Source organism: Candidatus Accumulibacter contiguus, assembly GCF_012940005.1.
GTDB classification, from domain to species: domain Bacteria; phylum Pseudomonadota; class Gammaproteobacteria; order Burkholderiales; family Rhodocyclaceae; genus Accumulibacter; species Accumulibacter contiguus.
In genome coordinates, this window is the sequence record NZ_SPMX01000022.1 from 61,854 (window position 1) to 84,924 (window position 23,071).

19 protein-coding genes, 1 pseudogene and 1 riboswitch are annotated in these 23,071 nt (G+C 64.4%); of the genes and pseudogenes, 6 read left to right on the forward strand and 14 right to left on the reverse strand.

From position 1 onward, the window contains the following. Positions 1–201: 201 nt before the first annotated feature. The 14 genes and pseudogenes from cobJ to E4Q08_RS09610 all read right to left on the reverse strand — a co-directional run bounded on the left by cobJ (position 202) and on the right by E4Q08_RS09610 (position 11,064). Positions 202–1,236: a precorrin-3B C(17)-methyltransferase gene (cobJ, locus tag E4Q08_RS09550; RefSeq protein WP_169070215.1), complete on the reverse strand. Its 1,035-nt coding sequence runs from the start codon at positions 1,234–1,236 to the stop codon at positions 202–204. Further along, positions 1,233–1,628 carry a cobalamin biosynthesis protein gene (locus E4Q08_RS09555; RefSeq protein WP_034918979.1) on the reverse strand — a complete coding sequence of 132 codons (396 nt, stop codon included), beginning with the start codon at positions 1,626–1,628 and terminating at the stop codon, positions 1,233–1,235. Before E4Q08_RS09555 ends, cobJ begins: the two co-directional genes overlap by 4 nt. Before the next feature lie 61 nt (positions 1,629–1,689). Further along, complete coding sequence (locus tag E4Q08_RS09560) at positions 1,690–2,433, reverse strand: cobalamin biosynthesis central domain-containing protein (RefSeq protein WP_169070216.1); 744 nt, start codon at positions 2,431–2,433, stop codon at positions 1,690–1,692. Positions 2,434–2,436: 3 nt separating this feature from the next. After that, on the reverse strand, positions 2,437–3,252 hold the full coding sequence (gene cobI / locus E4Q08_RS09565; protein ID WP_169070217.1) for a precorrin-2 C(20)-methyltransferase: 816 nt from the start codon (positions 3,250–3,252) through the stop codon (positions 2,437–2,439). Between the two features lie 200 nt (positions 3,253–3,452). After that, positions 3,453–4,745, reverse strand: a complete 1,293-nt coding sequence (gene cbiE, locus E4Q08_RS09570) for a precorrin-6y C5,15-methyltransferase (decarboxylating) subunit CbiE (RefSeq protein ID WP_169070218.1) — start codon at positions 4,743–4,745, stop codon at positions 3,453–3,455. Beyond that, a complete protein-coding gene (locus E4Q08_RS09575; protein ID WP_169070219.1) occupies positions 4,732–5,898 on the reverse strand; it encodes a cobalt-precorrin-5B (C(1))-methyltransferase in 1,167 nt (388 codons plus the stop codon). The genes cbiE and E4Q08_RS09575 overlap by 14 nt, the downstream gene beginning before the upstream one ends. After that, positions 5,895–6,587 carry a precorrin-8X methylmutase gene (locus E4Q08_RS09580; protein ID WP_169070220.1) on the reverse strand — a complete coding sequence of 231 codons (693 nt, stop codon included), beginning with the start codon at positions 6,585–6,587 and terminating at the stop codon, positions 5,895–5,897. Before E4Q08_RS09580 ends, E4Q08_RS09575 begins: the two co-directional genes overlap by 4 nt. Positions 6,588–6,606: 19 nt before the next feature. Continuing rightward, positions 6,607–7,533 (reverse strand): sirohydrochlorin chelatase, encoded by a 927-nt coding sequence (locus E4Q08_RS09585; protein WP_169070221.1) that lies wholly within the window; start codon positions 7,531–7,533, stop codon positions 6,607–6,609. Beyond that, positions 7,526–8,317, reverse strand: a complete 792-nt coding sequence (gene cobM, locus E4Q08_RS09590; RefSeq protein ID WP_169070222.1) for a precorrin-4 C(11)-methyltransferase — start codon at positions 8,315–8,317, stop codon at positions 7,526–7,528. Before cobM ends, E4Q08_RS09585 begins: the two co-directional genes overlap by 8 nt. A gap of 121 nt (positions 8,318–8,438) precedes the next feature. Beyond that, positions 8,439–9,314: an energy-coupling factor ABC transporter ATP-binding protein gene (locus tag E4Q08_RS09595; protein ID WP_169070223.1), complete on the reverse strand. Its 876-nt coding sequence runs from the start codon at positions 9,312–9,314 to the stop codon at positions 8,439–8,441. Further along, positions 9,311–9,628 carry a CbiQ family ECF transporter T component gene (locus E4Q08_RS24610; RefSeq protein WP_308240096.1) on the reverse strand — a complete coding sequence of 106 codons (318 nt, stop codon included), beginning with the start codon at positions 9,626–9,628 and terminating at the stop codon, positions 9,311–9,313. The genes E4Q08_RS09595 and E4Q08_RS24610 overlap by 4 nt, the downstream gene beginning before the upstream one ends. Before the next feature lie 64 nt (positions 9,629–9,692). After that, positions 9,693–10,052: pseudogene (locus tag E4Q08_RS24615) on the reverse strand (energy-coupling factor transporter transmembrane component T family protein); the annotation flags it as partial. Next, complete coding sequence (locus tag E4Q08_RS09605) at positions 10,046–10,390, reverse strand: energy-coupling factor ABC transporter substrate-binding protein (RefSeq protein WP_169070224.1); 345 nt, start codon at positions 10,388–10,390, stop codon at positions 10,046–10,048. The gene E4Q08_RS09605 and the pseudogene E4Q08_RS24615, both read right to left, overlap by 7 nt. Further along, the gene (locus E4Q08_RS09610; RefSeq protein ID WP_169070225.1) at positions 10,387–11,064 is read right to left on the reverse strand and encodes an energy-coupling factor ABC transporter permease; all 678 of its coding nucleotides are present in this window, start codon (positions 11,062–11,064) and stop codon (positions 10,387–10,389) included. Before E4Q08_RS09610 ends, E4Q08_RS09605 begins: the two co-directional genes overlap by 4 nt. A 128-nt stretch (positions 11,065–11,192) precedes the next feature. Continuing rightward, a riboswitch (cobalamin riboswitch) is annotated at positions 11,193–11,400 on the reverse strand. Positions 11,401–11,608: 208 nt separating this feature from the next. Here E4Q08_RS09610 and E4Q08_RS09615 point away from each other — a divergent pair. The 6 genes from E4Q08_RS09615 to E4Q08_RS09640 all read left to right on the forward strand — a co-directional run bounded on the left by E4Q08_RS09615 (position 11,609) and on the right by E4Q08_RS09640 (position 23,058). Continuing rightward, positions 11,609–14,614 carry a tubulin-like doman-containing protein gene (locus E4Q08_RS09615; protein ID WP_169070226.1) on the forward strand — a complete coding sequence of 1,002 codons (3,006 nt, stop codon included), beginning with the start codon at positions 11,609–11,611 and terminating at the stop codon, positions 14,612–14,614. 78 nt (positions 14,615–14,692) lie between these two features. Then, positions 14,693–15,106, forward strand: coding sequence for a hypothetical protein (locus E4Q08_RS09620; protein ID WP_169070227.1), 414 nt, complete (start codon positions 14,693–14,695; stop codon positions 15,104–15,106). Positions 15,107–15,134: 28 nt separating this feature from the next. Further along, positions 15,135–16,256 (forward strand): TAXI family TRAP transporter solute-binding subunit, encoded by a 1,122-nt coding sequence (locus E4Q08_RS09625; RefSeq protein ID WP_169070228.1) that lies wholly within the window; start codon positions 15,135–15,137, stop codon positions 16,254–16,256. Positions 16,257–16,260: 4 nt separating this feature from the next. Continuing rightward, entirely contained in the window at positions 16,261–17,016 is a 756-nt protein-coding gene (gene bluB / locus E4Q08_RS09630; protein ID WP_169070229.1) for a 5,6-dimethylbenzimidazole synthase, read from the forward strand. A 142-nt stretch (positions 17,017–17,158) separates the two neighbouring features. Next, positions 17,159–22,510 carry a CHAT domain-containing protein gene (locus tag E4Q08_RS09635; protein ID WP_169070230.1) on the forward strand — a complete coding sequence of 1,784 codons (5,352 nt, stop codon included), beginning with the start codon at positions 17,159–17,161 and terminating at the stop codon, positions 22,508–22,510. Then, entirely contained in the window at positions 22,507–23,058 is a 552-nt protein-coding gene (locus tag E4Q08_RS09640) for a DUF3617 domain-containing protein (protein ID WP_034910580.1), read from the forward strand. Before E4Q08_RS09635 ends, E4Q08_RS09640 begins: the two co-directional genes overlap by 4 nt. Positions 23,059–23,071 lie beyond the last annotated feature (13 nt).

A 23,071-nucleotide genomic window follows, 5' to 3' on the forward strand; every position in this document is an offset into this window, starting at 1 on the left:
CAAGCGTCGCGCCGGGTCTTCTGCGAAGAGGGGCGATCGCTCTGGTTTGCGCATGCTGGCCGTGGCCGGGGTGTGAGACAACGCCAGTCGAGGGATGCCGCACGGCTGGAAGCCGAGCTGTGGCAGACCCTCCCGGTGTGCCTGTTGCAGTGCAATATATACGATTTTTCGGTTTTCGGGTAGCGCCGGCCAGTCGCAGTGTCATTTGTGAAGCCTAAGCTCGCAAGGCCCGCAGGGCCCACCTTCGCCTTGAACTCCGTTGTCTGCACCTTCCGCCTCTTGTTGAGCCTGCATCCCGGTCGCCAGCACTGCGGCAATGTAGTCTTCCGGCAGGCGATATTCGACAGCCAGTTCGGCGGCGCTCTTGCCGCTGGCCTGGATGCTCGCCATCCAGCCTTCGAGGCCGGTGGACAGCGAGCGACCAGCCTGTTCGCCAGCACGGGTGATGCTTTCCCCGGCTTCGACGGCGTACTTGTTGGCGTAGCCACGCGGCGTCACCATCAGGCCGTGCCGGATGAAAGTCCTGGAATTGCCGATCAGCACCGTCGACAGCATGCCGATGTCGCACTCGTTCATGCGCTCGAGCGTCGTCAGTTCGATGCTCTGCTTCGGGCGGTAGCCGGATTTGACGATGGCCACCGGCGTCTGCGGGTGACGATGGCGCAGGAAGAGACGCCGGGCCTCGACGATCTGCCGGGTGCGGCGGCCGCTCTTGGGGTTGTAGAGGGCGACGACGAAATCGGCATAGGCGACGGCATCGAGCCGGCGGGCGATGGTCGGCCACGGCGTCAGCAGGTCGGAAAGCGATATGGCACAGAAATCGTGGGTCAGCGGTGCGCCGACCAGCGCCGCACAGGTATTCAGCGCCGAAGCGCCAGGAACGATCTCGACCTCGATCTCCGAGTCCGGCGTCCAGCCGGCCTGGAACAGTACTTCGAAAGTCGGCCCGGCCATCCCGTAAACGCCGGCATCGCCCGAGGAAATCAACGCTACCTTCCTGCCCTGGCGGGCACGCTCCAGCGCCACGATGGCACGGTCGATCTCTTCGGTCATCGATTTCCTGATGATCTCCTTGCCCTTGACCAGATCGGCCACCAGACGGAGGTAGGTGGCGTAACCGATGACCGTGTCGGCTTCGGCAATCGCCGCGCGCGCGCGCGCGGTCAGGTGCTCACTGCTGCCTGGGCCGAGGCCGACGAGCATGATCTTGCCGGTTTTTTCAAGGGGAGCGTTCATTGGGGGATCCTGGCAATGGAGACGGTGACATGGCGGCCATCGGGACCGCGCAGCTTGTGTTTTTCGATCAGCAGCAAGGACGGCTCGGCATTCGCCGCCAGCAGCGCCGCCGCTTCGGAGACCGACGGCGTGCCGGTATGGCGGCGAACGGTTTCCGAGGGATGCGGCACCGCGACTTCGGCGAGTACCGCTGCCGGATAAAACGAACAGCGCCAGCCATTTTCCTCGACCACCTGCAGCAGGCCGGGCTCGTCGGCCTTGAGGTCGATGCTGGCGACCGCACGCACGTCGGCCAGCGTCGCAGCGCAAGCCGCCAGCGCTTCGGCGATGCCTTGTGCGATCGTCGCCGACGGCGTGCCACGGTCGCAACCGATGCCGAGGGCGACCTTCATGCCGCTGCCCTGCGGCAAGGAGCCAGCGCGGAGTATTCCATGGCAGAAGCCGGAACCCTCTTCAAGCTTCGGGAGGGGGGCGATAGACGATCCGCTTTCCCGCCAGTCGGGAGGCCAGTTCAGCCGGCATCGCGCGCGTCGCAATCCACAGCACGGCAGCGAAGCGGTCGGCATCGACGTCCTCCAGTTGATCGAACAGCGTCAGATTCGCCGGCAGGGGCCCCCGCCGGCCATTGGCGTGGTTTGCCCACCAATCCCTGCTGCCCGCCTCCTGGACCAGTGCGACGGCTTCATCATTGACCACCGCGGCACTGCAGCGGACCAATTCGGCATGCGTCGCTTCGAACACCCAGCCGAGTTCGCGGCCAAACAGGTCGACGGCCAGCGTCTGACGAGCGTCGGAAGCGGTGGTCAATACCGGCGTCGCGCCGAGCGCGCCGGCCAAGTGCCCGGCCAGTGCATTGGCACCACCGAGGTGGCCGGAAAGCACCGGGATGACGAACCGAGCGGCTTCGTCGATGACGATCACCGCCGGGTCGCTTTCCTTGCTGCCGAGGTGCGGAGCGATCAGGCGGACGACGGCGCCGAGCGAGACGATGGCGACGATCGCGTCAACCGCGGCGAACCAGGCCGGCATCTGATCACCGACCTTGCCGGTGTAGAACCGGGCGGCGTCTGGCGCTGCGGCTTCGGCTTCAGAGCGGAATTTCTCCGGCGCGAACAGGCGGGCGCCGGGTAGTGCGGCGACGATCCTGCCGGCCAGAGCGACCCCGTGGCGGGTAATGGCCAGGACGGCGACCTGCATCGCTCAGGGCCTGCTGGCTGGATCGATCGCAGCCAGCGCCGCTGCGCCGGTTTCCCGGCGCTGGCGGCAGCCACGGCGCAGTTCGCCGCGCAGCCGTTTCGGGTTCTGCACCAGCATCAGCGACAGGTAATTGACCTTTTCGCCCTTGAGGCTGGTGACATCGCGAACGATACGTTCATTCGGCGAGCCGACTTTTTCGATGAACACCGAGGTCGTGAGCAGTTCGCGCCGCGCCAACAGTTCGATGATTTCATCGATCAGCGGTTTCACCTTCAACAACGCCAGAGTGTCGAATTCGTCGAGCAGGTGGTCGATGAGTTCGATGCCATAGGCGGCAGGGATGATCGCGAAGGTCTCATCTTCCTCGGCGAGAACGGTGTCGGCGGCGGCGGCGGCGGCGGCGAACGAGGACACGCCGGGGATGGTCTCGACCTCGATGGCCGGTACCAGCTCGCGAACGACGCGGGCGAGGTGGCCAAAGGTGGCGAAGGTCGAGGCATCGCCTTCGACCAGAAAAACCAGGTCGCGCCCTTCGCCAAGCAGCTCGACGGTGCGTTCGGCGGCGCAAACCCAGGCGCGGCCGAGAATCTCGGGGTCGCGGGTCATCGGGAAGAGCAACTGTTCGGCATCGGCCGGCACCGTCAGACCGCCGCGCTCGACGATCGACAGCGCATACGACGATTCCTCGGCTTTCTTCAGCGGGTATAGCCAGCGGGCGCCGGATTGCAGCGCTGCCCAGGCCCGGCGGGTGATCAGCCCGGGGTCACCAGGACCGAGCGAAGCGCCGATCAGCCTGCCGTAGCGTGTATGTTCAGACATTCAGGGTCCTTTAATTGGTCGAATCCTTGCGAAAGTACATGGCCAGAGCCGTCAGTCTGCCCTGCTGGCCTCTGCGAGGGCATGGATGCCCCCCTCTCCCCCAACCCCTCCCCCGCGAGGGGGGAGGGGAGCCTATCGGTCACTCCCAACACTATGATTCACATCCTTTCTCGGGGCAGTCCCCAGCACGGTCGAATCGATCACGCACAGTCCTCGCTCCGCCTGGCGGTCACCACCCAGATCGGGTTCTGCGCCGCCAGCCGGTGCATGTCGAGAATCGGCTGACTGCGGCTGGCCTGCAGTTGCACGAGGTCCCAGACGGCATGGCGTTCGCTGAGCACCGCCGTCGCGGTGGCGAGATTCTCCAGCGTGACGAAGTTCATCACCAGCCGGCCACCCGCTTTCAGACGGGCCAGCACCCGCTCGATCAGCGCGGCGAGTTCGCCGCCCGAGCCGCCGATGAAGACGGCGTCCGGGTCGGGCCAGGTGTCGAGCCCGGCCGGTGCCCGGCCTTCGACCAGGGTGTAATTGCCGATCCGCCAAAGCGCCGCATTGGCGCGCGCGTTGGCAGCGTCGGCGGCATTCTTTTCGATCGCCCAGACATGACCGAAGGGCGCCAGTCTCGCCGCTTCGAGGCCGACCGAACCGGCACCGGCGCCGATGTCCCAGACCACCGCGGCTGGCTGGATGCGCAACTTGGCGAGCGAAAGGGCACGCGCTTCCTGCTTGGTGATCAGACCTTTCTCCGGCGATCGCTGCCGGTATTCGAGGTCTTCGAGACCGAAAGCCGGTCCACCGGTGCCGGCGGGCCGTTCGACGAGCACGATGTTCGGTTCGGGAAAGGCCATGCCTGCGACTTCGTCTGCGGCAAGATCGGCAAACAGTCGTTCGTCGGGCATCTGCAGGCGGCAGGCGATCGAGATCCTCGCCTCGCCGCCATAGCCGGCCGTGATCAGCGCCCTCGCCAGTCGCGCCGGGTTGTTTTCGGGACTGGTGAACAGCGCGACGCGCGGGTGCATGGCAATCGCCCGCAGCAGCGGATACAGACCGTGTGCAGGCGTCGCGCCGACAAACCATTCGCCGGCATCGGCGCGGTGACACGAGGCAATCCGGATGTCCTGCCAGGGCGTCTTGAAGCGGGCAAAGGCCAGTTGCAGCGTCGACACGTTCGGCAGGATGTCCACGTCGTCACGCCCGATTCGGCTGCTCAGCCAGGAAGCGATGCCGTGACAGAGCGGGTCGCCGGTGGCCAGCACGGCGACGCGTTGGCCCGCGGCGCGGGCGCTCAGAATCCAGTCGGGAAGCTCGCCGAGCGCGCCGTCCATGTCCCTGATCATCGCCGTGGCCGACAGCCAGGGACGCACCAGTGCCAGTGTGCGGCCGGCGCCGATCACCAGCTCGGACACGGCCAGTCGCTGGCGCGCCGCATCGGACAAGCCGGCCCAGCCGTCATCGAGGATCCCGATCAGGGCGCAGGGTTCAGGCCAGCTCATCTTCTTCCAGACGACAAATGAAGCGTCCTTCGAAATCGCAGACCAGAATACTGAGCTGGTAAGGGCCGGGGTAAGCGCTTTTCAGGCTGCGGATGGCCTTGCCGGCCAGCGAACGGTGGAAAGCAAGGCTCAGGCCCAGGTTGGCGAGGCGTTCGGCAGCAAAGCGGGCCGTTTCGGCGGCACGGATCGCCTCGACCAGATCGGGCGGTGCACCGACTTCCTGTGCCGATGCAGCGAGAATGTCACGGTCGATCTCGGCCTTCCAGGCATGCGTGACGCTGAGTCCCTGGCAAATCTTGGTCAGCTTGCCGACCATCGCACCCAGATAGACACGAGCCAGGCGGTGTTTGACCGCCGACTGGAAAGCCGCCTTGACGAAGTCGCCCATCTGGACGAAGCACGCTTCGTCGAGTTCCGGCAACTGGCGCATGGCGAATTTTTCGGTGCGCCCGCCGGTGGTGAAGACGACCCTGGTCTGACCCTGCTTCGCCGCGACATCGACCGCCTGGACGACGCTGGCGCGGAAAGCGGCCGTCGAATAGGGACGGACGATGCCGGTAGTGCCGAGAATCGAAATGCCGCCGATGATGCCAAGGCGAGCGTTCAGCGTCTTTTTCGCCATCGCGTCGCCACCGGGAACGGAAATGGTGACCTCCAGACCGTCGTGGAGCAGCAGTTCGCCGGCGACTGCAATGACGTTGTCCCGGATGTTGCGGCGCGGAACCGGGTTGATGGCTGGACCGCCGACGGCGAGGCCGAGGCCGTCTTTGGTGACGACGCCGACCCCGAAACCCCCCTGGAGAAGCACCTCGCCGGCCCGTTGCGGCAGCCGCCGGACAGCGGCCGTCAAGTGTGCGCCATGCGTCGCATCCGGGTCGTCGCCGGCGTCCTTGACGACCACCGCATGCGCGACCCGCTCTCCACCCTCTCCATCGAAGCGCCCGCCGCTGACCGCAAAGCGGTGCTCCTGGCCATTCGGCAGACGGCAGAGAACGCTGTCCGGTAGCACGCCGGTGAGCAGGCCGAGCGTTGCCGCGCGTGCGGCGGCGGCGGCGCAGGCGCCGGTAGTGAAACCGCTGCGGTTGCCGCGTGCGCGCCGGCCATCGCCCTTGCGGACCCTGGCCGGAGCGAGCGCCTGCCCGAGGTCGCTCAAGCGGTGCTCTGCTGCGCCGCTTCGGCGAGGCCGAGCAGCGCGTGCATGCTGGCGACGACCAGCGTCGAACCGCCCTTGCGGCCCTTGATCGCCACCCACGGGGTATCGGTCAAGGTCATCAGCAGCGCTTTCGATTCGGCAGCCGAGACAAAGCCGACCGGCATGCCGATCACCAGCGCTGGTCTGGCTCCTTCTTCGCGGATCAGGCGGATGACTTCGATCAGTGCCGTCGGGGCATTGCCGATGCCGACGATGGCGCCGTCGAGCCTGCCGAGCCGCTGCGCCTTGCGCATCGCCTGGACGGCGCGGGTCGTGGCCTCGGCCCTGGCCAGTTCGATGACCTCCGGATCGGAAATGTAGTGCTGGGTACGCATGCCGAAGTGCCTGAGGCGTGGCGCCGAAAGGCCGACGCAGATCATTTCGACATCCGCGACGATCGGCGTGCCGCCCTTCTGGACAGCTGCCAGACCGGCCCGTATCGCATCGGGGTGAAAGGCAGTCAGGCCGTTGAATTCGAAGTCGGCACTGGCGTGAATGATGCGGCGCACCAGTGGCCACTGTTCGTCGGTGTAGTCGTGCTGCCCGACCTCGGCGTCGATGATGGCAAAGGAGTCGTGCTCGATGGCGCGGCCGGCGGCAGTGAGCTGTTCGGTAATCGTATTGGCGGCAGTAGGGGTGGCCGTGGTCATGTCCGGAGTCTCCGAAGTCTCAGTCGTGTGGATGGGCACAACCATGATCGTGTGCATGGGGGTGCCGGTGATCGTGAACCGGGGCATGGCCGCAGCCTGGAGCGGCCAGGGCCGTATGGCCGTGCTCGTGCAGATGCTCGGCCTCGGCCAGTTCGCGATACTTGCAGCCATCGCATTCGAGCATGCCACCTGCGGGGGTCTCGCCGCAGACCTTGTCGTCGAGCAGGTCGAAGATGCCCTTGTCGAAGCCGAAGTGGCTGCCCAGGCCGAAAGCGACCTGCGGATATTGCCGCTGCAGGCGCTCGACCTGCGCCTTGATGCGCTCGATCAGCACGCCGGTAAACAGGTATACCGGAATGATGCAAATCTGCATCATGCCCAGCCTGATCTGGCGCTGCACCACCGTTTCGAGGCGCGGCCAGGTGACGCCGGTAAAGGCGAGATCGACCAGTTCATGCTCGTTGGCCTCAAATATCCAGCGTGCCATCCTGGCCAGCTCGCCATTGGCGCCGATGTCGGAGGAGCCGCGCCCGAGCAGGATGACGCCGGTGGTCATCGGATCGGGCACGGCCAGCTGCTTCATCAGCCGGTCGAGCTGAATCTGTAGTACGGCAAAGATTTCGCGACCCATGCCGATATGTCGGGTGACGGCGAATTCGACCTGTGGATGCCGCTCGCGCGCCCGCTTCAGTGCCGCCGGCAATTCCATTTTGACGTGGCCGGCGGCGTTGAGAATGAAGGGAATGACCAGCACCTTGCGCGCGCCACGCGCAGCCCGGTCGAGACCTTCATCCAGCAGCACTTCGGCGTGCTCGATGAAGCACACCTCGATCCGCCACTCGGGGTGACGTTCGCGCCACTGGGCCGCGAAATGCAGGGTTTCCTTGTTGCCGTCGCGGTTGCGCGAGCCGTGGCCGACGAGGAGGAAGGTGGTTTCATTAGTCATGATTCGTCTCGGTCGCCTTGCGGAAGCGGTGCGTGAAAGCAGGGTCGTACAGTTTTGAGCGCACCAGGTCGGGCCAGTCGGCAGCACCCAGCGTCGGGCTGGCGACGATCATCGCCTGACTGCCGACCTTCGCGGCCTGGCATTTCTGCTTGATGTCGGCGAGCGTGCCGCGAATGATCTTTTCCTGGCCCGGCCAGCTCGCCTTGTGCACGACCAGCATCGGCGCATCCTCGGCCCAGCCGGCGGCACGCAAGGCTTCCTGCACCTTGTGCAGCAGAGTGATCGACAGGTAAATGCAGAGCGTCGCCTTATGCACGGCCAGGGATTCGAGATCCTCGCCCGGCGGCATGGGCGTCCGCCCGGCGACGCGGGTCAGGATCACCGTCTGCGTGACTTCCGGCAGGGTCAGCGTTTCGCCCGCTGCGGCCATCGCGGCCATCGCCGAGGAAACGCCGGGAACGACTTCCCAGGCGATGCCGGCGGCCGTCAGCGGTTGCGTCATCTCGATCAATGCGCCATAGAGGCCGGGATCGCCGGTCTGCAGGCGAACGACGACGGCGTGCCGGTCGGCACGCTCGATCAGCCAGCCGGTCATCTCTGCCAGAGTCATGTCCTTCGAATCGCGGATCTCGCAATCCGCCGGCGAGAACCGCGTCGCCGCCTGGTCGACCAGCGATCCGGCAAACAGTACCGCGCCGGCTTCCTCGAGCAGACGCCGGCCCTTGACGGTAATCAACTCGGGGTCGCCGGGGCCGGCGCCGACAAACCAGACTTTTCCGGGCATTAATGTGAAAGTCGCGTCAGCGACTCAGGAATCTCCCCTCCCCACTTGCGGGGGAGGGGTCGGGGGAGAGGGAGACGGTCATGACTTCCATGATCGAGGGTGCCTAGAGAAGTCATGATCGTTAGACCATCCTCTCGAAATGGGGCGTGCAGCTGCGGGTTCCCAGCAGAGCGAGCAGATCGCTGATCTTGCGCGGCCAGGCATCGCTCGGGAGGACGCCGAGTTTCTTCAGACGGTGCTGCAGTTCGATCACTCCGGGCAAAGGCAATCCTGCCGCCGACAAGGCCTCGCCAGCCGTCGCCAGATGCGCCGCCGGCAGCGATGCGCTACAGCGACCGGCAACCATCAGGTGAATCTGGTCCGCCCAGGCGTAGGCAAAATCGATGTCGTGCGTCGCCAGCAGCAGGGTGATGCCACGCGCATGCAAGTTCTCAAGCACGGCCAGCAGATCTTCCTGCATGGCGTGATCGAGGCCGGCCATCGGTTCGTCGAGGATCAACAGTTCGGGCGCCATGGCCAGAACCCCGGCGATGCAAACCCGCTTCTTCTGGCCGAAACTCAGGTTGTGTACGGGTTTGTCGACAAACGCTGCCATGCCCACGGCTTGCAGCGCGGCACTGACGCGTTGGCGTGCCGTGGCGACGTTCAGACCGAGGTTGAGTGGCCCAAAGGAAACGTCTTCGAGGACGCTCGCCGAGAACAGTTGCCGATCCGGATTCTGGAAAACCATGCCGACCTTGCTGCGCAGTTGGCGCAAGCCACTGCGACGGTAATCCACCGCTTCCCCGGCGTAGTAAACAACGCCGGATTGTGGTCGCAGCAAGCCGTTGCACTGCTGGAACAGGGTGGTCTTGCCGGAACCGTTGGCGCCGATCAGGGCGTTGCGGCTGCCCCGCCGGACGGCGATCGAACAGTCGTCCAGTCCGCTGCTGCCATCGGGGTAACGGAAGCAGACCTGCGCCAGTTCGAGCAGGAGGTCGTCTGCCGAGCGCGTCATGACATCGCCACCGCCAGTGCAAGCAGCGTACTGCCAGCGGTCATTGCGATGGCCAGGTCGCGACCGGCATGGGCAAAGACCGGCGCAAGAAAACGCAATGGACCCTCGTTGTTGCGCGCCTGCGCCGCGACATGCAGGTCGTTTGCCCGTTGCCACACCTGCAGCGTCAGATTGGCAGTCAAACCGCCCAGCGAGCGCAGTGCCAGGCGTGGTGTCGCGTAGCCCAGGCGCGCCGTCTGGGCGATCCAGGTGTCCTGCACCGCCGCGGAGAAGACGAACAGCATCCGGTAACAGAGCACCATGATTTCGAGCACGATCTCGGGGGGTCTTCAGTCGGCGCAACAGGTTCATCAGATCGGGAAGCGGCGTGGTCAACGCGAGAAAGAGCAGCGCCGTCAGCGCAGCAAACGAACGGGACAATACCTGCGCCAGCTGGTTCAGGCCGTTCGGGAGCAGTTGCAGCGTGATGCCATGCTCATCGACGCCCAGCGAGAACGCCAGTGACAGACTGCCGAGAAGCAGAAAGGCCAGTGCTGGCGAGGCGACGCGCAGGTAAGGCGCTGGCGCGACACCGGCACCCAGCAGCGTGATGGCGGCGAGAATCGCCGCCACGCTGGCAGCGACCATCGGTGTGCCGGCGGCAAAAGCGGCGATCAGGCCCGCGAGCGCAAAGCTTCCCTTCGCCGCCGGTGAAACCTGCCGCCAGCGGTTGGCGTAGGCCGACTGCTCGATCAGCACCGTGGTGCAGCTCCATTGGCTTCTTCCGCTTCCCGGCGCAGCTTTTCGCGGGTCACCGAGACACCCAGGTAGTAACCGATAAAGCCGGCACCCAGCGCCGCCTGCAAGGCGAACAACAGGGAGGCGATTTCACCGCTGGCCGGCTCCATCAGTGGCTGGAACCAGGGCTGGAAATCAGGATCGATGGCGCCGATGAGATCCCTGGCCTGGTTGTCAGCGCCGGCAAAGAGCTCGACGGGATGATCGGCATTCGCCGCCGGTTTCTGCACCAGCCACAGCGGCAGCGCAGACAGCAGGACCACGGCGACCAGCAGCAACAGGTTTTGCCGGCGTTTCATACCCGTACCTCGTCGTTCCCGACGAGCTGCAGATCCTGCAGTTCCCTGGCGTTGAAGCGCGCCAGGGCATTGAAGATCAGCACCGTCAGCAGTCCTTCGCTGATCGCCAGCGGGATCTGGGTGATCGCAAAGATGCTGGCGAATTTGGCAAAGGAAGCGACAAAACCACCCGTCGGATCAGGGAAGGCCCAGGCCAGTTGTACCGAGGTGGTGAGGTAGGTCAGCAGGTCGCCGAGGCTGGCGGCGAGAAAGACACTGGTGGCAAACGAGAGTTTGATGCTGCGCGCCACACGAAACACTGCGGCAGCGGCGAACGGACCGACAATGGCCATCGCAAAGAGGTTGGCACCCAGCGTCGTCAGTCCGCCGTGCGCCAGCAGCAGCGCCTGGAAGAGCAGGACGACCATGCCAATCGGCGCCATGGCTGTCGGGCCGAAGAGAAGGGCACCGAGCCCGGTGCCGGTGGGGTGCGAGCAACTGCCGGTCACCGACGGCAATTTGAGCGCCGAGAGAACGAAGGTGAACGCGGCGGCAACACCCAGCAACATCCGCTGTTCCGGATGTTCGCGGATACGTTTCTTGATGACCCACAAGCCATAGGCCACGCAGGGGGCCGAAGCGAGCGTCCACCCCAGGGCGTGTTCGACCGGCAGAAAGCCTTCCATGATGTGCATGCTTCTCTCCCACAGCGAGCAATGGCAAGCCGTGCCAGGCGGGGGAGCGGTACCTGCGGGTCGGAAGAAAAGCCGAGAAAACCTGCTGTCGGCGAATCCACATAGCCCTCCCTTTACCCCGGGGAACGGCACTACGTTTGATTTGGGCCGGTTTTCTGGCTTGCCGTCGATCTTCTCCAGCACCTTCCCATGCGCGAGCACAGTGGCGTATTGCGGAGTCGTCAGGCTTACAGCAGCGGGGGCTGCGCCGGAATGTCTGAAGATTCAGATTCACCGGCTTCCCGTTTCACCCGCCCCACGAGCGTGGGGCAAGGTACCCAAAACGGGTCAATTATACGACAGAGCCTTGGCAGTGCGGGTCTTCTCACGATTGACCGCAGTTGATGGGTGGACATATACTCCCCCGAGCAGCTGGAGACTGTGGCAAGCGGCCATCTGACACCCACTGCGCAGATCCCCCGGCTCCGCCGATGCCGCCCACGGCGGAGCGTGGCACATCGGTGATCATTTTACTTTCGACTCATTGCAACGAGGAACTTTCGGAATGAATCACCTCGTCATCGGGCTGGGCGGCACCGGAGGAAAAATCATCCGGGCCCTGCGAAAGAGCCTGTACCAGGAATTCCGCGGCGACAAACTGGCCGACATCGGCATCGGCTACCTGTACGTCGATTCGTCCAGCGAAATGATGTCGATCGACGACCCCAGCTGGAAAACCCTGGGCACCTCGGTGCAGTTGCCCAAGGCCAGCCAGTTGCTGATTACCGATGCCAATCTCACCTCGCGGCTCGACAATCTCGACAGCTATCCGGGACTCAAGCACTGGCTGGGCAGCCCGCAGGAGTGGCGCGACATTCTCAACAGCATCGTCGGCGCCACGCTCGGTGGCCAGAAGCGCCGGCTGGGCCGCTTCCTGTTTGCCTGCAAGGCCGACAAATACCGCGAACAGCTGCAATCGCAGGTCAAATTGCTGCAGCAGAACGGCCAGACCGAAGTCACCTTCCATGTCGTGCTCGGCCTGGCCGGCGGCACCGGCAGCGGCAGCGTGATCGACGCAGTGGCACAGCTGCGGGATCTGTATCCCGACTCCAAGCGTTTCCGCATCCTGATCTACGCGCTGCTGCCCGACGCCTACCCGAACCCCAACTGGGACACCGGCAACTACCACGCCAACGGATTTGCCGCCCTGACCGAACTCAACGCCATGTCGGTGGGCGTCTATCAACCCTACGACGTCACCGGCGTGAAGGAGCGGCTGACGCTGAGCGACCCGTTCAACGGCTGCTTCGTCTTTGGCAACGAAAACGAGAACGGCTTGACGGTGGATGTGGACCGGGATGTGCCCGGCATCGTCGCTGACTTCCTGTATCAAAAGATCGTGACCGCGAAGAACATCAACTGGGCCTCGCTCGACCGCATGGAGAACGCGGAGAATGGCGATGGCTCGCCGGAAACCGCTGCGCAGGGGCGCATTCCAGAGCGCTCCAAGCGTTTTCTGACGTTCGGCATCAAGCGGCTGGCCATTCCCGAAGAAGAGATCAGTGAATACCTGACCTACAGCTTTGCCCGACAGGCGGCGCTGCAGTTGCGCTTCAATCACTGGCAGGAGGCGTCCGGCTTCATCGAAGAACCGCGCAAGCAGGATTTTCACGAGTTTGTGCAGCAAAAGGAGACGCAGCTACGCTGGCTGCTGTCCGACGACCATCTGACGCTGGCGCTGGGCATCCTGCCGGAAGATGCCGCCAACAAGCGCTGGAAGTCTTTTACTGGCGAGTGGGAAGCCGTCATCCCCAACTTCAAGTCGCTGGTGCGCGAGCGCGAGCGCGCCACCTGGCTGGACGAACTCACCAAGTTGTGTGAGAAGCGTTATCAGGATGACTACCGCACGCTGGGCGTCCCCGGTTTCTACCGCACCAAGCTGAAAGCGCGCAAGGACATGGCGCGCGAGATCCGGGTGCGGATCGAGCAGGAACTGGTCAATGAATGGAAGGTCGGCGCCAAGTCCGCCTGGGATGTATCCCGCCTGCTGATCGCGCTGAGCGAAAAACTGGACGAACGTCTGAAGGCCTGTGACGAACACATTGCGCGTGCGCGCCACGCAGAGGAAGAAGCGCAATCGCGCGTCCTCGGCAATGCACACAAATGGTCCAGCATGGGCCTGTTCTCCAAGCACCTGCTGGGAACGCCGGACAGCCTGCTGGACGCGCATGGTGTGCATTTGCAGGAGATGTATGTGTACCGTACGCGCGCCGAAGGCTGGGGCTTTGCCAAAGCGCTGCTGATCGAGGTGATCGCCGAAATCACCGACCTGAAAGGTGAAGTGGACCGGGCGGCCAACACCTTGCAGCAGGCCCTGAAGAAGTTCGATGTCGGTATCCAGGCGCGCCTTTCCGATACCGATGCAGGCGATTTGCGCCAGCACCTGATCCGCTTTTATGACCCCGTCCAGGTCAAGCAGATCAGCCGCCGGCTGGTGGTGGACGAAGCCGAACAGAAAACGCAGACCGGCCGGGTGCGTTCCGCCCTGGCCGAAAAGATTGGGCAGGATTCGACTTTTGCCCTGTTCAATCAGCGGGTGACGGAATCGACCTTTCTCGATGTGCTCGAAACGGTGTGCGAGGACAACGCGCGCATCGCCCACCAGAACCTGGTGCAGAACCCCAAGGAGCGGCTGCTCGGCGTGTCGATCATCGACAAGTTGCGCGACCGCTACGGCGCCGACCCGCAGGAGTTGAAAAGCTACGTGAGCGAGCTGGTCAGCCGGGCAGGCAACTTCGTCACGCTGGAACCGCTGGAAATCCACCGGGCAGCGCCCGGCATTCCCGTGGGGGTACCCACGGCGGTGAGCAAATTCACCGTGATCCTGCCAAGAGCGCCTGAACAGGCCGAGTTTGCCCGGGGACTGAAGGAAGCACTGCGCGAAGCCAAAACCGGCGATGTGGAGATCATCGACTCGGATGGCCGGCGCAACGAAATCACGCTGGTCTCGATCACCAACCTGTTCCCGCTGCGCTACCTCAAGCCGCTCAAGTTCCTGGAAGAAAAATACCGCCGCCGCATCGAAACCGGCGGCGCGCGCGCGCGGCTCGAACTGCACACCGAGGGCGACGGCAATGCCTGGCCGCGGCTGTTCGTGGCCTCCAGCGCCGAGGTCAAGCAGCAGGCCCTGCCTTACGTGCTGCTGGCCAAGGCTCTGGGATTCATCCATGAAGGCAGGAATCCCGCCACCGGCGCGGAGGAAGTGCTGCTGCTCACCAAGGATGCCGACGGCTTAGACAACGATCCGGTCCTCCTGGGCAAGAGCTTCACGGCCAGCGCCGACAGCATCAACCTGGAGAACCTGCACACCATCAAGTCGGTCTGCGACGCGACGCTGGCCGGTGCCGGCTACCTGCACCAGGACCGCCGCAGCGAGGTGCAGCGGGCCATCCTGAGCGAGGTCGAAGCCATCAAGGCCGCACGCGGCGGCAACATCCAGGATGAAACCTACCGCCGCTTTCTGGAGGCCGGCCGGCGTGCCCTGGCCATTCTCAAACGCGAAGTCGCCTGATGCGCCCTGGTTGAGCAAGGCCAACAACCGATTCGCCGGTTTCTTCCACTTCCCAGAAAAACCAGGAGGAACTCCCCGATGGCCAGCATGAAATCCAAATCCGGCAAATGCTCGAACTTTGGCAACTGCGCCACGGCCGACGCCCGCGCCACGGTCGAAGTTCCGGGCGGTCTGGATTTCGTCTGCAATGAATGCGGCAAACCCCTGCTGCTCAGCGACACCGGTCCCCAGAGCGGTGGCTCGAAGACCTTGCTCGTGGCCGGGCTGTTGCTGGCCATGCTGCTGCTCGGCGGGGGTGCCGCATGGTTCTTTCTGGCCGGCGAGAAGAGCGCCGAGCCCATGCCTCCGCCAGCGATGCAGGCACCGGCCACGCCAGCAGTGATCGCGCCAGCACCGCCGCCGGCACCCCAGACCGAAACCCCGGCCCGCCCGGTCAGTGGCCATTGCTCTCCCGCCGACGAGCGTGCCGGGCTGTGCCGCTCCGCGCCATGACCCTGTTTTTCCTTTCCCGGTATTCGACATGAATAATTCACATGCCGCACGGCCTGCTGGCATCAAAACCCTGCTCGTCGGAATTTCGGCGGCCTTGTTGTCGATGGCTGCCGCTGCCGAAAGCATCGTCACCGGTGGCAAGACGGGTACCTATTACGCCATCGGCAGCAATTTGCGGGATTTCGTCAATCCAAGCCTGGAAGTGAAGGACTCCAAAGGTTCCTGGGCCAATGTGGAAGACATGAGCCAGACCCGGGGCGTCACGCTGGCGATTGTCCAGTCGGACGTATATTCCGCCTTCGTGCGGATGCGTGACGCCAGCGATGTCCCGCAGGCCACACGCCGTGAATACGCACAACTGCTGGCCAACTTGCGGGTGTTCATGCCCTTGTACCAGGAAGAAATCCATTTCCTGGTTCGCAAGGACGAGCCCATCGAATTCATCCATCAGATCCGGGGAAAACCCATCTGGATGGACATGGAGAAAAGTGGCACCTACCTCACCGCCCTGAATGTGTACAGCAAACTTTTCCAGGAGCGTCCCAACGTCGTGCAGCCCTTCATCAACACCACGGCCACGGGCGAGGACGAAGGCACCAAACGACGCCGCTCGGCCTTGATGGCCTTGAGCGATCCGGCTTATTACCAGGCCTATCCGAAGATCGACGTGCTGGTGCTGGTGGGAGGACAGCCGCTCAGCCTGCTGGAGAAAAATGTCCCGGCCAACCTCAAGCTGCTGAAATTCGACCCGACACAGGCCAATTCGGACAAAATTCTGCAGGAATACCGGAAAGCTGAAATCAGGAAATCCAGCTACCCGCTGCTGAACATTGCCGAGAATGGTTCTCCCTCGCTGGCCGTCGATTCCTACCTGATCACGGCCAATTTTGCAGATCCCCAGAGGAATCAGTTCATCAAGGATTTCGCTGGCCAGTTCTGCGAGAAATTCGCCGTGTTGCGGGACCGCGGGCACGCCAAATGGCGGTCACTGACCTGGCAACCCGGCTCCGCACTGCCGCCTCTGGCCGCAGGCTGGCAGTACTCCGACAAAGTCAAGGAGCGCCTGGCCAACTGCCAGTCCGGCTCCGTTCCCAAACCCGGCCCGAGCGACTGCAGTCCGCAGGACCGGTTTTCAGGCCTCTGCAAGTAAAACCATGGAAAATTTGAAGGCGCCACTGGCGCATGCTTTTGCCGACGCCGAACGGGCGGCGGTGTACCAGGCGATTTTCAGCCGGCGTGATGTGCGTGGGCAATTTCTGCCCGAACCGGTTCCGGACGATGTGCTGGGCCGCATCCTGATGGCTGCGCACCACGCCCCCTCGGTCGGCTTCATGCAACCCTGGAGCTTCCAGCTCGTACGTTCCGATGCGCTCAAACAGCGGGTCCATGACCTCTTCGAGCAAGCCAACGCCGAAGCCGCGCAGATGTTCCCCGATGGCAGGCGGGATATCTACAGTCGTCTGAAGCTGCAGGGCATCGTCGATGCGCCGATCAATCTCTGCGTGACCTGTGACCGCACACGCAGTGGACCAGTCGTCCTCGGCCGGACGCACATGCCGAGCATGGATTTGTTCAGCAGCGTCTGTGCCGTGCAGAATCTATGGCTGGCCGCCCGCGCCGAAGGCGTCGGCGTCGGCTGGGTCAGCATCTTTCACGAACGCGCCCTGCAGGAAGTGCTCGGCATCCCCGCCCACATCGTTCCGGTGGCCTACCTGTGCATCGGCTATGTTTCCCATTTCCAGGACAAACCTGAACTCGAGAAGGCCGGCTGGTTGCCGCGCCTGCCAATCGCCGACCTCATCCATTACGAGCAGTGGGGAGCGACCGACACCACCGGGCAGAATCCCCTGACCGCAAAGCTGCTGGCGATGCAGGCAGGGATCCAGCAACATGGTATCTATCCGACATGATTTCCGCCAATCCAGCGGCGGTTGCAGCATGGTTCACCGCGTGAACGGAACGTCTTGCAGGACTCACTGATGGAGCCTCAACCGTAGCGAAGATCTGCAACAGAGGTGATCCAGAGAGGAAGCGATAGCAAAGGAGACGGAGATGAGCAACGACCAGAACCCGATCACGCTGTGTGTCGACGGTACGCTCAAGAAGGACGACTGCCCGCTGGCCGGATGGCCTGCCGAGGTCTACGAACTCGATGGCATGTCGCGTGGCGAGTCGCAGCGTGTCGTGCCGGCGGCGCTCCCGCTCGACGCCGTACTGGAACTCGAACTCGCCAACGGCACTTGCATTCTGGTCGCCGCCGCGGACGCCGAGCGCTACCTGGGCGCGGCAGTGGGGCGCGGCGACGGCATGGCGGGGCCGCTCGAGGTCGGGCAGCTGCTGCGCCTCTCGGGGCCGCGCCTGCCCGCGGGTACTGCGCGCGACGGTCTGGGTGCCTGGGTGCTCAAGGGCTTGCGCATCTACCGGAGCGGCCCCGCCGGCGTCACTGCGCTGATCGCTGCCGGCACTTTTCAGGATGCGCAACTCGACGACCGCAACGGACTCTACCGCTGCGCCACCGACGCCTTCGCGCTCGCCAAGGTCGACGCGCTGCCCGAATCTGCCGAGCCGACGCTGATCTTCCTGCACGGCACGGCCTCGTCTACGGAGGGCAGCTTCAAGAGCCTCTGGGCCAGTGACAAGTACCGCGAGCAACTGCTTGCCACCTATGGCGCGCGCCTCTATGCCTTCGAGCACCGCAGCCTGACCGAGAGCCCGATCGCCAATGCTCTGGACCTGGTCAAGACCCTGCCGACGGGCGCGTGCCTGCACCTGCTGAGCCATTCGCGCGGCGGCATGATCGGTGAGTTGCTGGCGCGCGCCAACCGGATCGACCTGGAGCCGTTCACCGACGAAGAGATCGATCGCTTCCAGGCGCATGCTGCACGCCTGGGCCGTGCGGGTTTCGACGCCGAGGCCAAGCACCTGGGCGAACTCAACCGGGAACTGCGCAAGCGTCGCATCCGCGTCGAGCGCTTCGTGCGCGTCGCCTGCCCGGCGCGCGGCACGACGCTCGCTTCTGGCCGACTCGATCGCTGGGCCAGCGTCATGCTCAATCTGCTCGGCAAGGGCTTCGATGCAGCAGGCCTGGTCATTCCCGGCATGCTGCCGCTAGCCAGAAGCTACGGTCTGCTCAAACAGTTCCTGCTGGCGGTGGTCAAGGCACGCAGTGATGCGCGCATCCTCCCTGGCATCGAGGCGATGATGCCCGACTCGCCACTGGTGAGCCTGCTCAACGCACCGGATGTGCAGATCGAACACCCGCTGCATGTGCTGGCCGGCGACTACCAGGGCGACGGTCTGCTGCCCTGGCTGGGCGACTGCCTGTCGGAGGTGTTCTATGGCGGCGAAACCGACCTGGTGGTCAATACGCCGTCGATGAGCGGCGGTGCAATCCGCGTGCAGGGCATTCGCCAGAAGCCCGTGCGCGGGCCGCAGGTCACCCACTTCAGCTACTTCGAGCGCGACGAGAGCGCGCTGGCGCTGCTGGCTGCGCTCAAGGGCGACGATCGCCAGTTCGAACTGCTGCCAGGCCCGTCCACGGCCGAGATCGGCCGCGGTGGCATAGCGCCCAAGCGCAAGAAGGACGCGCCCATCGTCTTCCTGTTGCCCGGCATCATGGGCAGTCACATCCAGATCGGTACGAACCGCATCTGGTTCGATCCGTTCAGCATGTGGGCGGGCGACATGGCCAAACTGAAGGTGAATGCGCCAGGGGTGACGCCGGACGGCTGGATGGATCGCAACTACGAGACACTGGCGCGCTACCTGGCCGACCGGCATGAAGTGCGGCCCTTCGCCTATGACTGGCGCCTGTCGATCACCGACGCGGCCAGGCGCTTCGGTGTGGAACTCGACCAGGCCATGCTCGACGCCGAGAAGCGTCGCCAGCCGCTGCGCATCGTCGCCCATTCGATGGGCGGCCTGGTGGCCCGCCTGGCGCTGCAGGGACGCTGGGACAGGTTCAAGACGATTCCCGGCAGCCGCCTGCTGCAGCTCGGTACGCCCAACGCCGGCTCACATTCGATCGCCGCCGTGCTGATGGCGCGCGACGACTTCATCCAGATCATCGAGCGCTGGTTCGACTGGAAACACGATATGCGCGAGTTCCTGGAGATCGTCCGTGATTTCCCGGGCGTGCTGGAACTCCTGCCGTGGCCGGGCGATAACGGCCGGGCGGTCGATGGGGTTGATTACTTCGATGCCGCGGTCTGGCAGACCTGGTACGGGCAGGACCAGGATTCGAAGAAGAGCAAGTCCTGGTTGCCACCGCAAAAGGAGCCTCTCGACAATGCGCGCCAGGCCATCGCCGCACTGCGCGCCGCCGAGCTCGACCCGGCATGCACTCTCTACGTTGCCGGCCACGCGTCCACGCCGATTGCCGTGCGCATCGTCGACGGCCAGGTCGAGATCGGCAGCATCGCTGAGGGCGATGGCCGCGTGCCCTGGAAAACGGGCATCCCGCCGGGCGTGCCAGTATGGTACACCGACGCCGTGCATGGCGACCTGGCCAACCATGAGAAGGCATTCGAGGCTTACCGGGAGTTGATCGAGACCGGCGATACCCGCCACAGCGCACTGTCGCGCGTTCCCCCAGGCGCCCGTGGCGAAAGCGCACTGGTGTTCCAGCCGCGCAGCCTGGAAGGCAATTCCCTGTATCCGAGCGTCGACGAAGTCATCGCCGCGGCCACCGGCGGCGCCCGCCGCGGGCGGCGCCCCACGGCGAAGACGGAGGCACCCGCCAGCATCGAAGTCGTGCATGGCAGCCTGGCCAGCGCCGAATCGCCGATCCTCATCGGCGCCTACGCCAACGACGGCCTGCGCGGCAGCGCCAGCTTCCTTGACGGCCATCTCGCTGGCTCGATGTCTCGCACCTTGAAGCTCGGCCGCTATCCTGCCCATACTGACGACGCCATGGTCTTCCTCAATCCGACCCCGGATGCCAGGCCGGCCGGTGCCATCGTCGTCGGTCTGGGGCCAGTCGGCGAGATCCGGCCCGGGCAACTCACGCAGGCACTGAGCAACGGCCTGCTCGAGTACGTGCGTAGCGAGGAGCAGCGCCAGGGAGTGGACAACAGCGCTGCGCCGCGACTGTCGGTCTGCGCCCTGCTGGTCGGCACTGGTTTCACCGGCCTCACGGTCGAGGTGGGCGTGCGTTGCCTGTTGTCCGCCGTGACGCGCAGCAACGAAGCGCTGAACAGCACCGGCACCCCGTTTCGCATTGGCCGCCTGATCGTGTACGAAGAGGTGCAGGATCGCGCCATCGCCGCGGTGCAAGCGCTGCGCGAGATGGCCGCCGATGCGCCGTTCGCCGACTCGATCCACTTTGACGGGCGCTTGCGCAGTGGTGCCGGCGGTTATTGTGCGCGCAGCGTCGCCAGCGGCGGGCAAGCGGGCACCTATCGGGTAACGATCAGCGAAGACAGGCGCGGTTTGCGCTTCACCATCATCACCGACCGGGCACGCAACGAAGTGGCTGCCGAACCAAACCAGCGTCAGGCAGTAGACGGCCTGATCGCTTCAATTACCAGCGCCACCCAGGATCAGCCCGGCCTGTCGCGTGCCCTGTTTGAACTCATGGTTCCAAACGGAATGAAGGAAGCCGTCGCCGAAGTGCGCACCCTGATGATGTCGGTCGATGCGGCCGCCGCCACCTATCCCTGGGAACTGATGCGCGACGAGGATCAGAACGACCCGCTGGCGACGCGCATCGAATTGGTGCGCCAGCTTGCGTCGGCCTATGGTCGGGGAAAGGTGCCGACGGTGACCGGCGACCGCGTCTTCATCGTCGGAGACACCCAGTCCGGGTTGATGGAACTGCCTGGGGCCCAGGCCGAAGCGCGGACGGTTGCCAAGGCCTTCGCCGGCAACCAGTACGTGCTCAAGGATCTCTATCGCGCCACTGCCCAGCAGGTCTTCGAAGCCCTGTTCTTCGATCGTTACCGCTTCATGCACCTGGCCGGACATGGGGTCGTCCGGGACAAGGACAGCGGCCTGACCGGCATGGTCCTCGGGCCGAAGACCTGTCTCACCGCGGCGCAGGTGGGCAAGCTCAGGCACGTGCCGGAATTTGTCTTCATCAACTGCTGCCATCTCGGCGACATGCAGGCCGATGCGCAGCCGCGCTGGGGCGAACTGGCTGCCAACCTCGCCACACAGTTCATCGAGATGGGCTGCAAGGCCGTCATCGCCGCCGGTTGGGCGGTCGACGACCATGCCGCCGAAACCTTTGCGCAGGCGTTCTACACCGCCATGCTGGATGGAAAACGCTTTGGCCACGCGCTGTTACTGGCGCGTAACGAGACCTACCGGCGATATCCACACAGCAATACCTGGGGCGCCTACCAGGCCTACGGCGACGAGCGCTACCAGTTCCCCGGTGCGAGCGCCGACGATGTGACTGCTGACTACGTCCACCCCAGCCATCTCGTTGCCGACCTCGACATGCTCGGTTCCCGTCTGCGCCAGGCGACGACCAGCGAACAGCAGGGCTACTATCGCAAGCAGATCGAGGCAATCGAAAACGCTGCGCGCAGCCCTGACTTCCAGTGCGCCAGCGTCAGGGAAAAACTCGCCAGCGCCTGGGCTGAACTCGGCGACATCGAACGCGCGATCGGCCACTACCGCGCCGCACTGGTCATGGAAGACGCGCAGGTCAGCCTGCAAGCGCTGGAGCAACTCGCCAGCCTGGAAGCGCGCCACGGCGCCAGCTTGCTCGCGGCCAGGGAGGAGGAAAAGCACCCTGCGGGTGCCGACTTCATGGATCGAGCCTTGACGCGCCTGAAGCTGTTGATCGACATCGGAGTGACCGCCGAGCGTCTGTCGCTGCTCGCTTCGCTCTGCAAACGCCGCGCCCAGACCATTTTGCTGGGCGGGAAGCGTACAAAGATCGAGCAGTCCTTGGTCGAGATGCGAGACGCTTACTGGCGCGCTTCGGAACACGCGCATCAACGCACCGGCGAATGGGATTACGACCCGCTGTTCAAGGCTCTGGACGGCAATGTTCTGCTCGCTGCCAGGGGTAGGCGCGATGACTTCGACGCGCGTGTGGGCCAGCTTGCCGGACTGCTGCAAGCCGGCACCGAAAACGCCCGGCGCCGCTTTGCGAAGAATCGGGATTTCTTCCCTGCACTGGCCAAAGTCGAGGCGGACAGGATAGACGCACTCTGGGCCTGCTACGACGGGCGCACCCAGGCAGCCATCGTCCAACCTGCAGTACTCGGCGCGCTGGTCACCGCTTACCGCGATGTGCTCAAGCGTCAGGGCAGCGACCGCGAGCAGGATGCGGTGGTCGATCAGCTGCAGTTCCTGATCGACATGCTGCCGGCGGGTGACGAGTCCGATCCGGTAAAGGGGGCTTTGACCAGTCTGATCGAAGGCATCAGGACAGGTTTGGTACGATCATGAAATGCCCGGACACGAATCGCCGCCCCCGCCCACTGCTGCTGTTTGCACTGCTCGCTGCCAGCCTCGTGGGCAGCGTGCAGGCCGCCGAAATGCCCAAACGTAAAGCTGGTCTGTGGGAGATCAACACGCGCATGGACGGCATGCCGGCCATGGGCGCGATTCAGCAATGCATCGACCAGAACACCGACGACCTGATGCAACAGCAAGCCAGGAAGGAAAAGCAGAACTGCAGCGTCATCGACATCACACCGCTCGGCAACAAGGTGACCGTCCATTCCGTGTGCAAGGTGCAGAGCAGCACGGCAACGACCGATGCCGTGTTCATCGGCTCGTTTGACTCCTCCTACAAAGGCGACATGCATACCCGCTTCAGCCCGCCGATGCACGGTACGAGCGAAACGAAAATGTCGTTCGACGCGCGCTGGATCGGCCCCTGCAAGCCCGGTCAGAAACCTGGCGAGGTGATCATGCCGAACGTCGGCGGGGTGAACATCAACGAGATGATGAAGGATCCGAAGGTTCAGGAGATGATGAAGCGGCAGAAGTAGGTCCCCGACGATG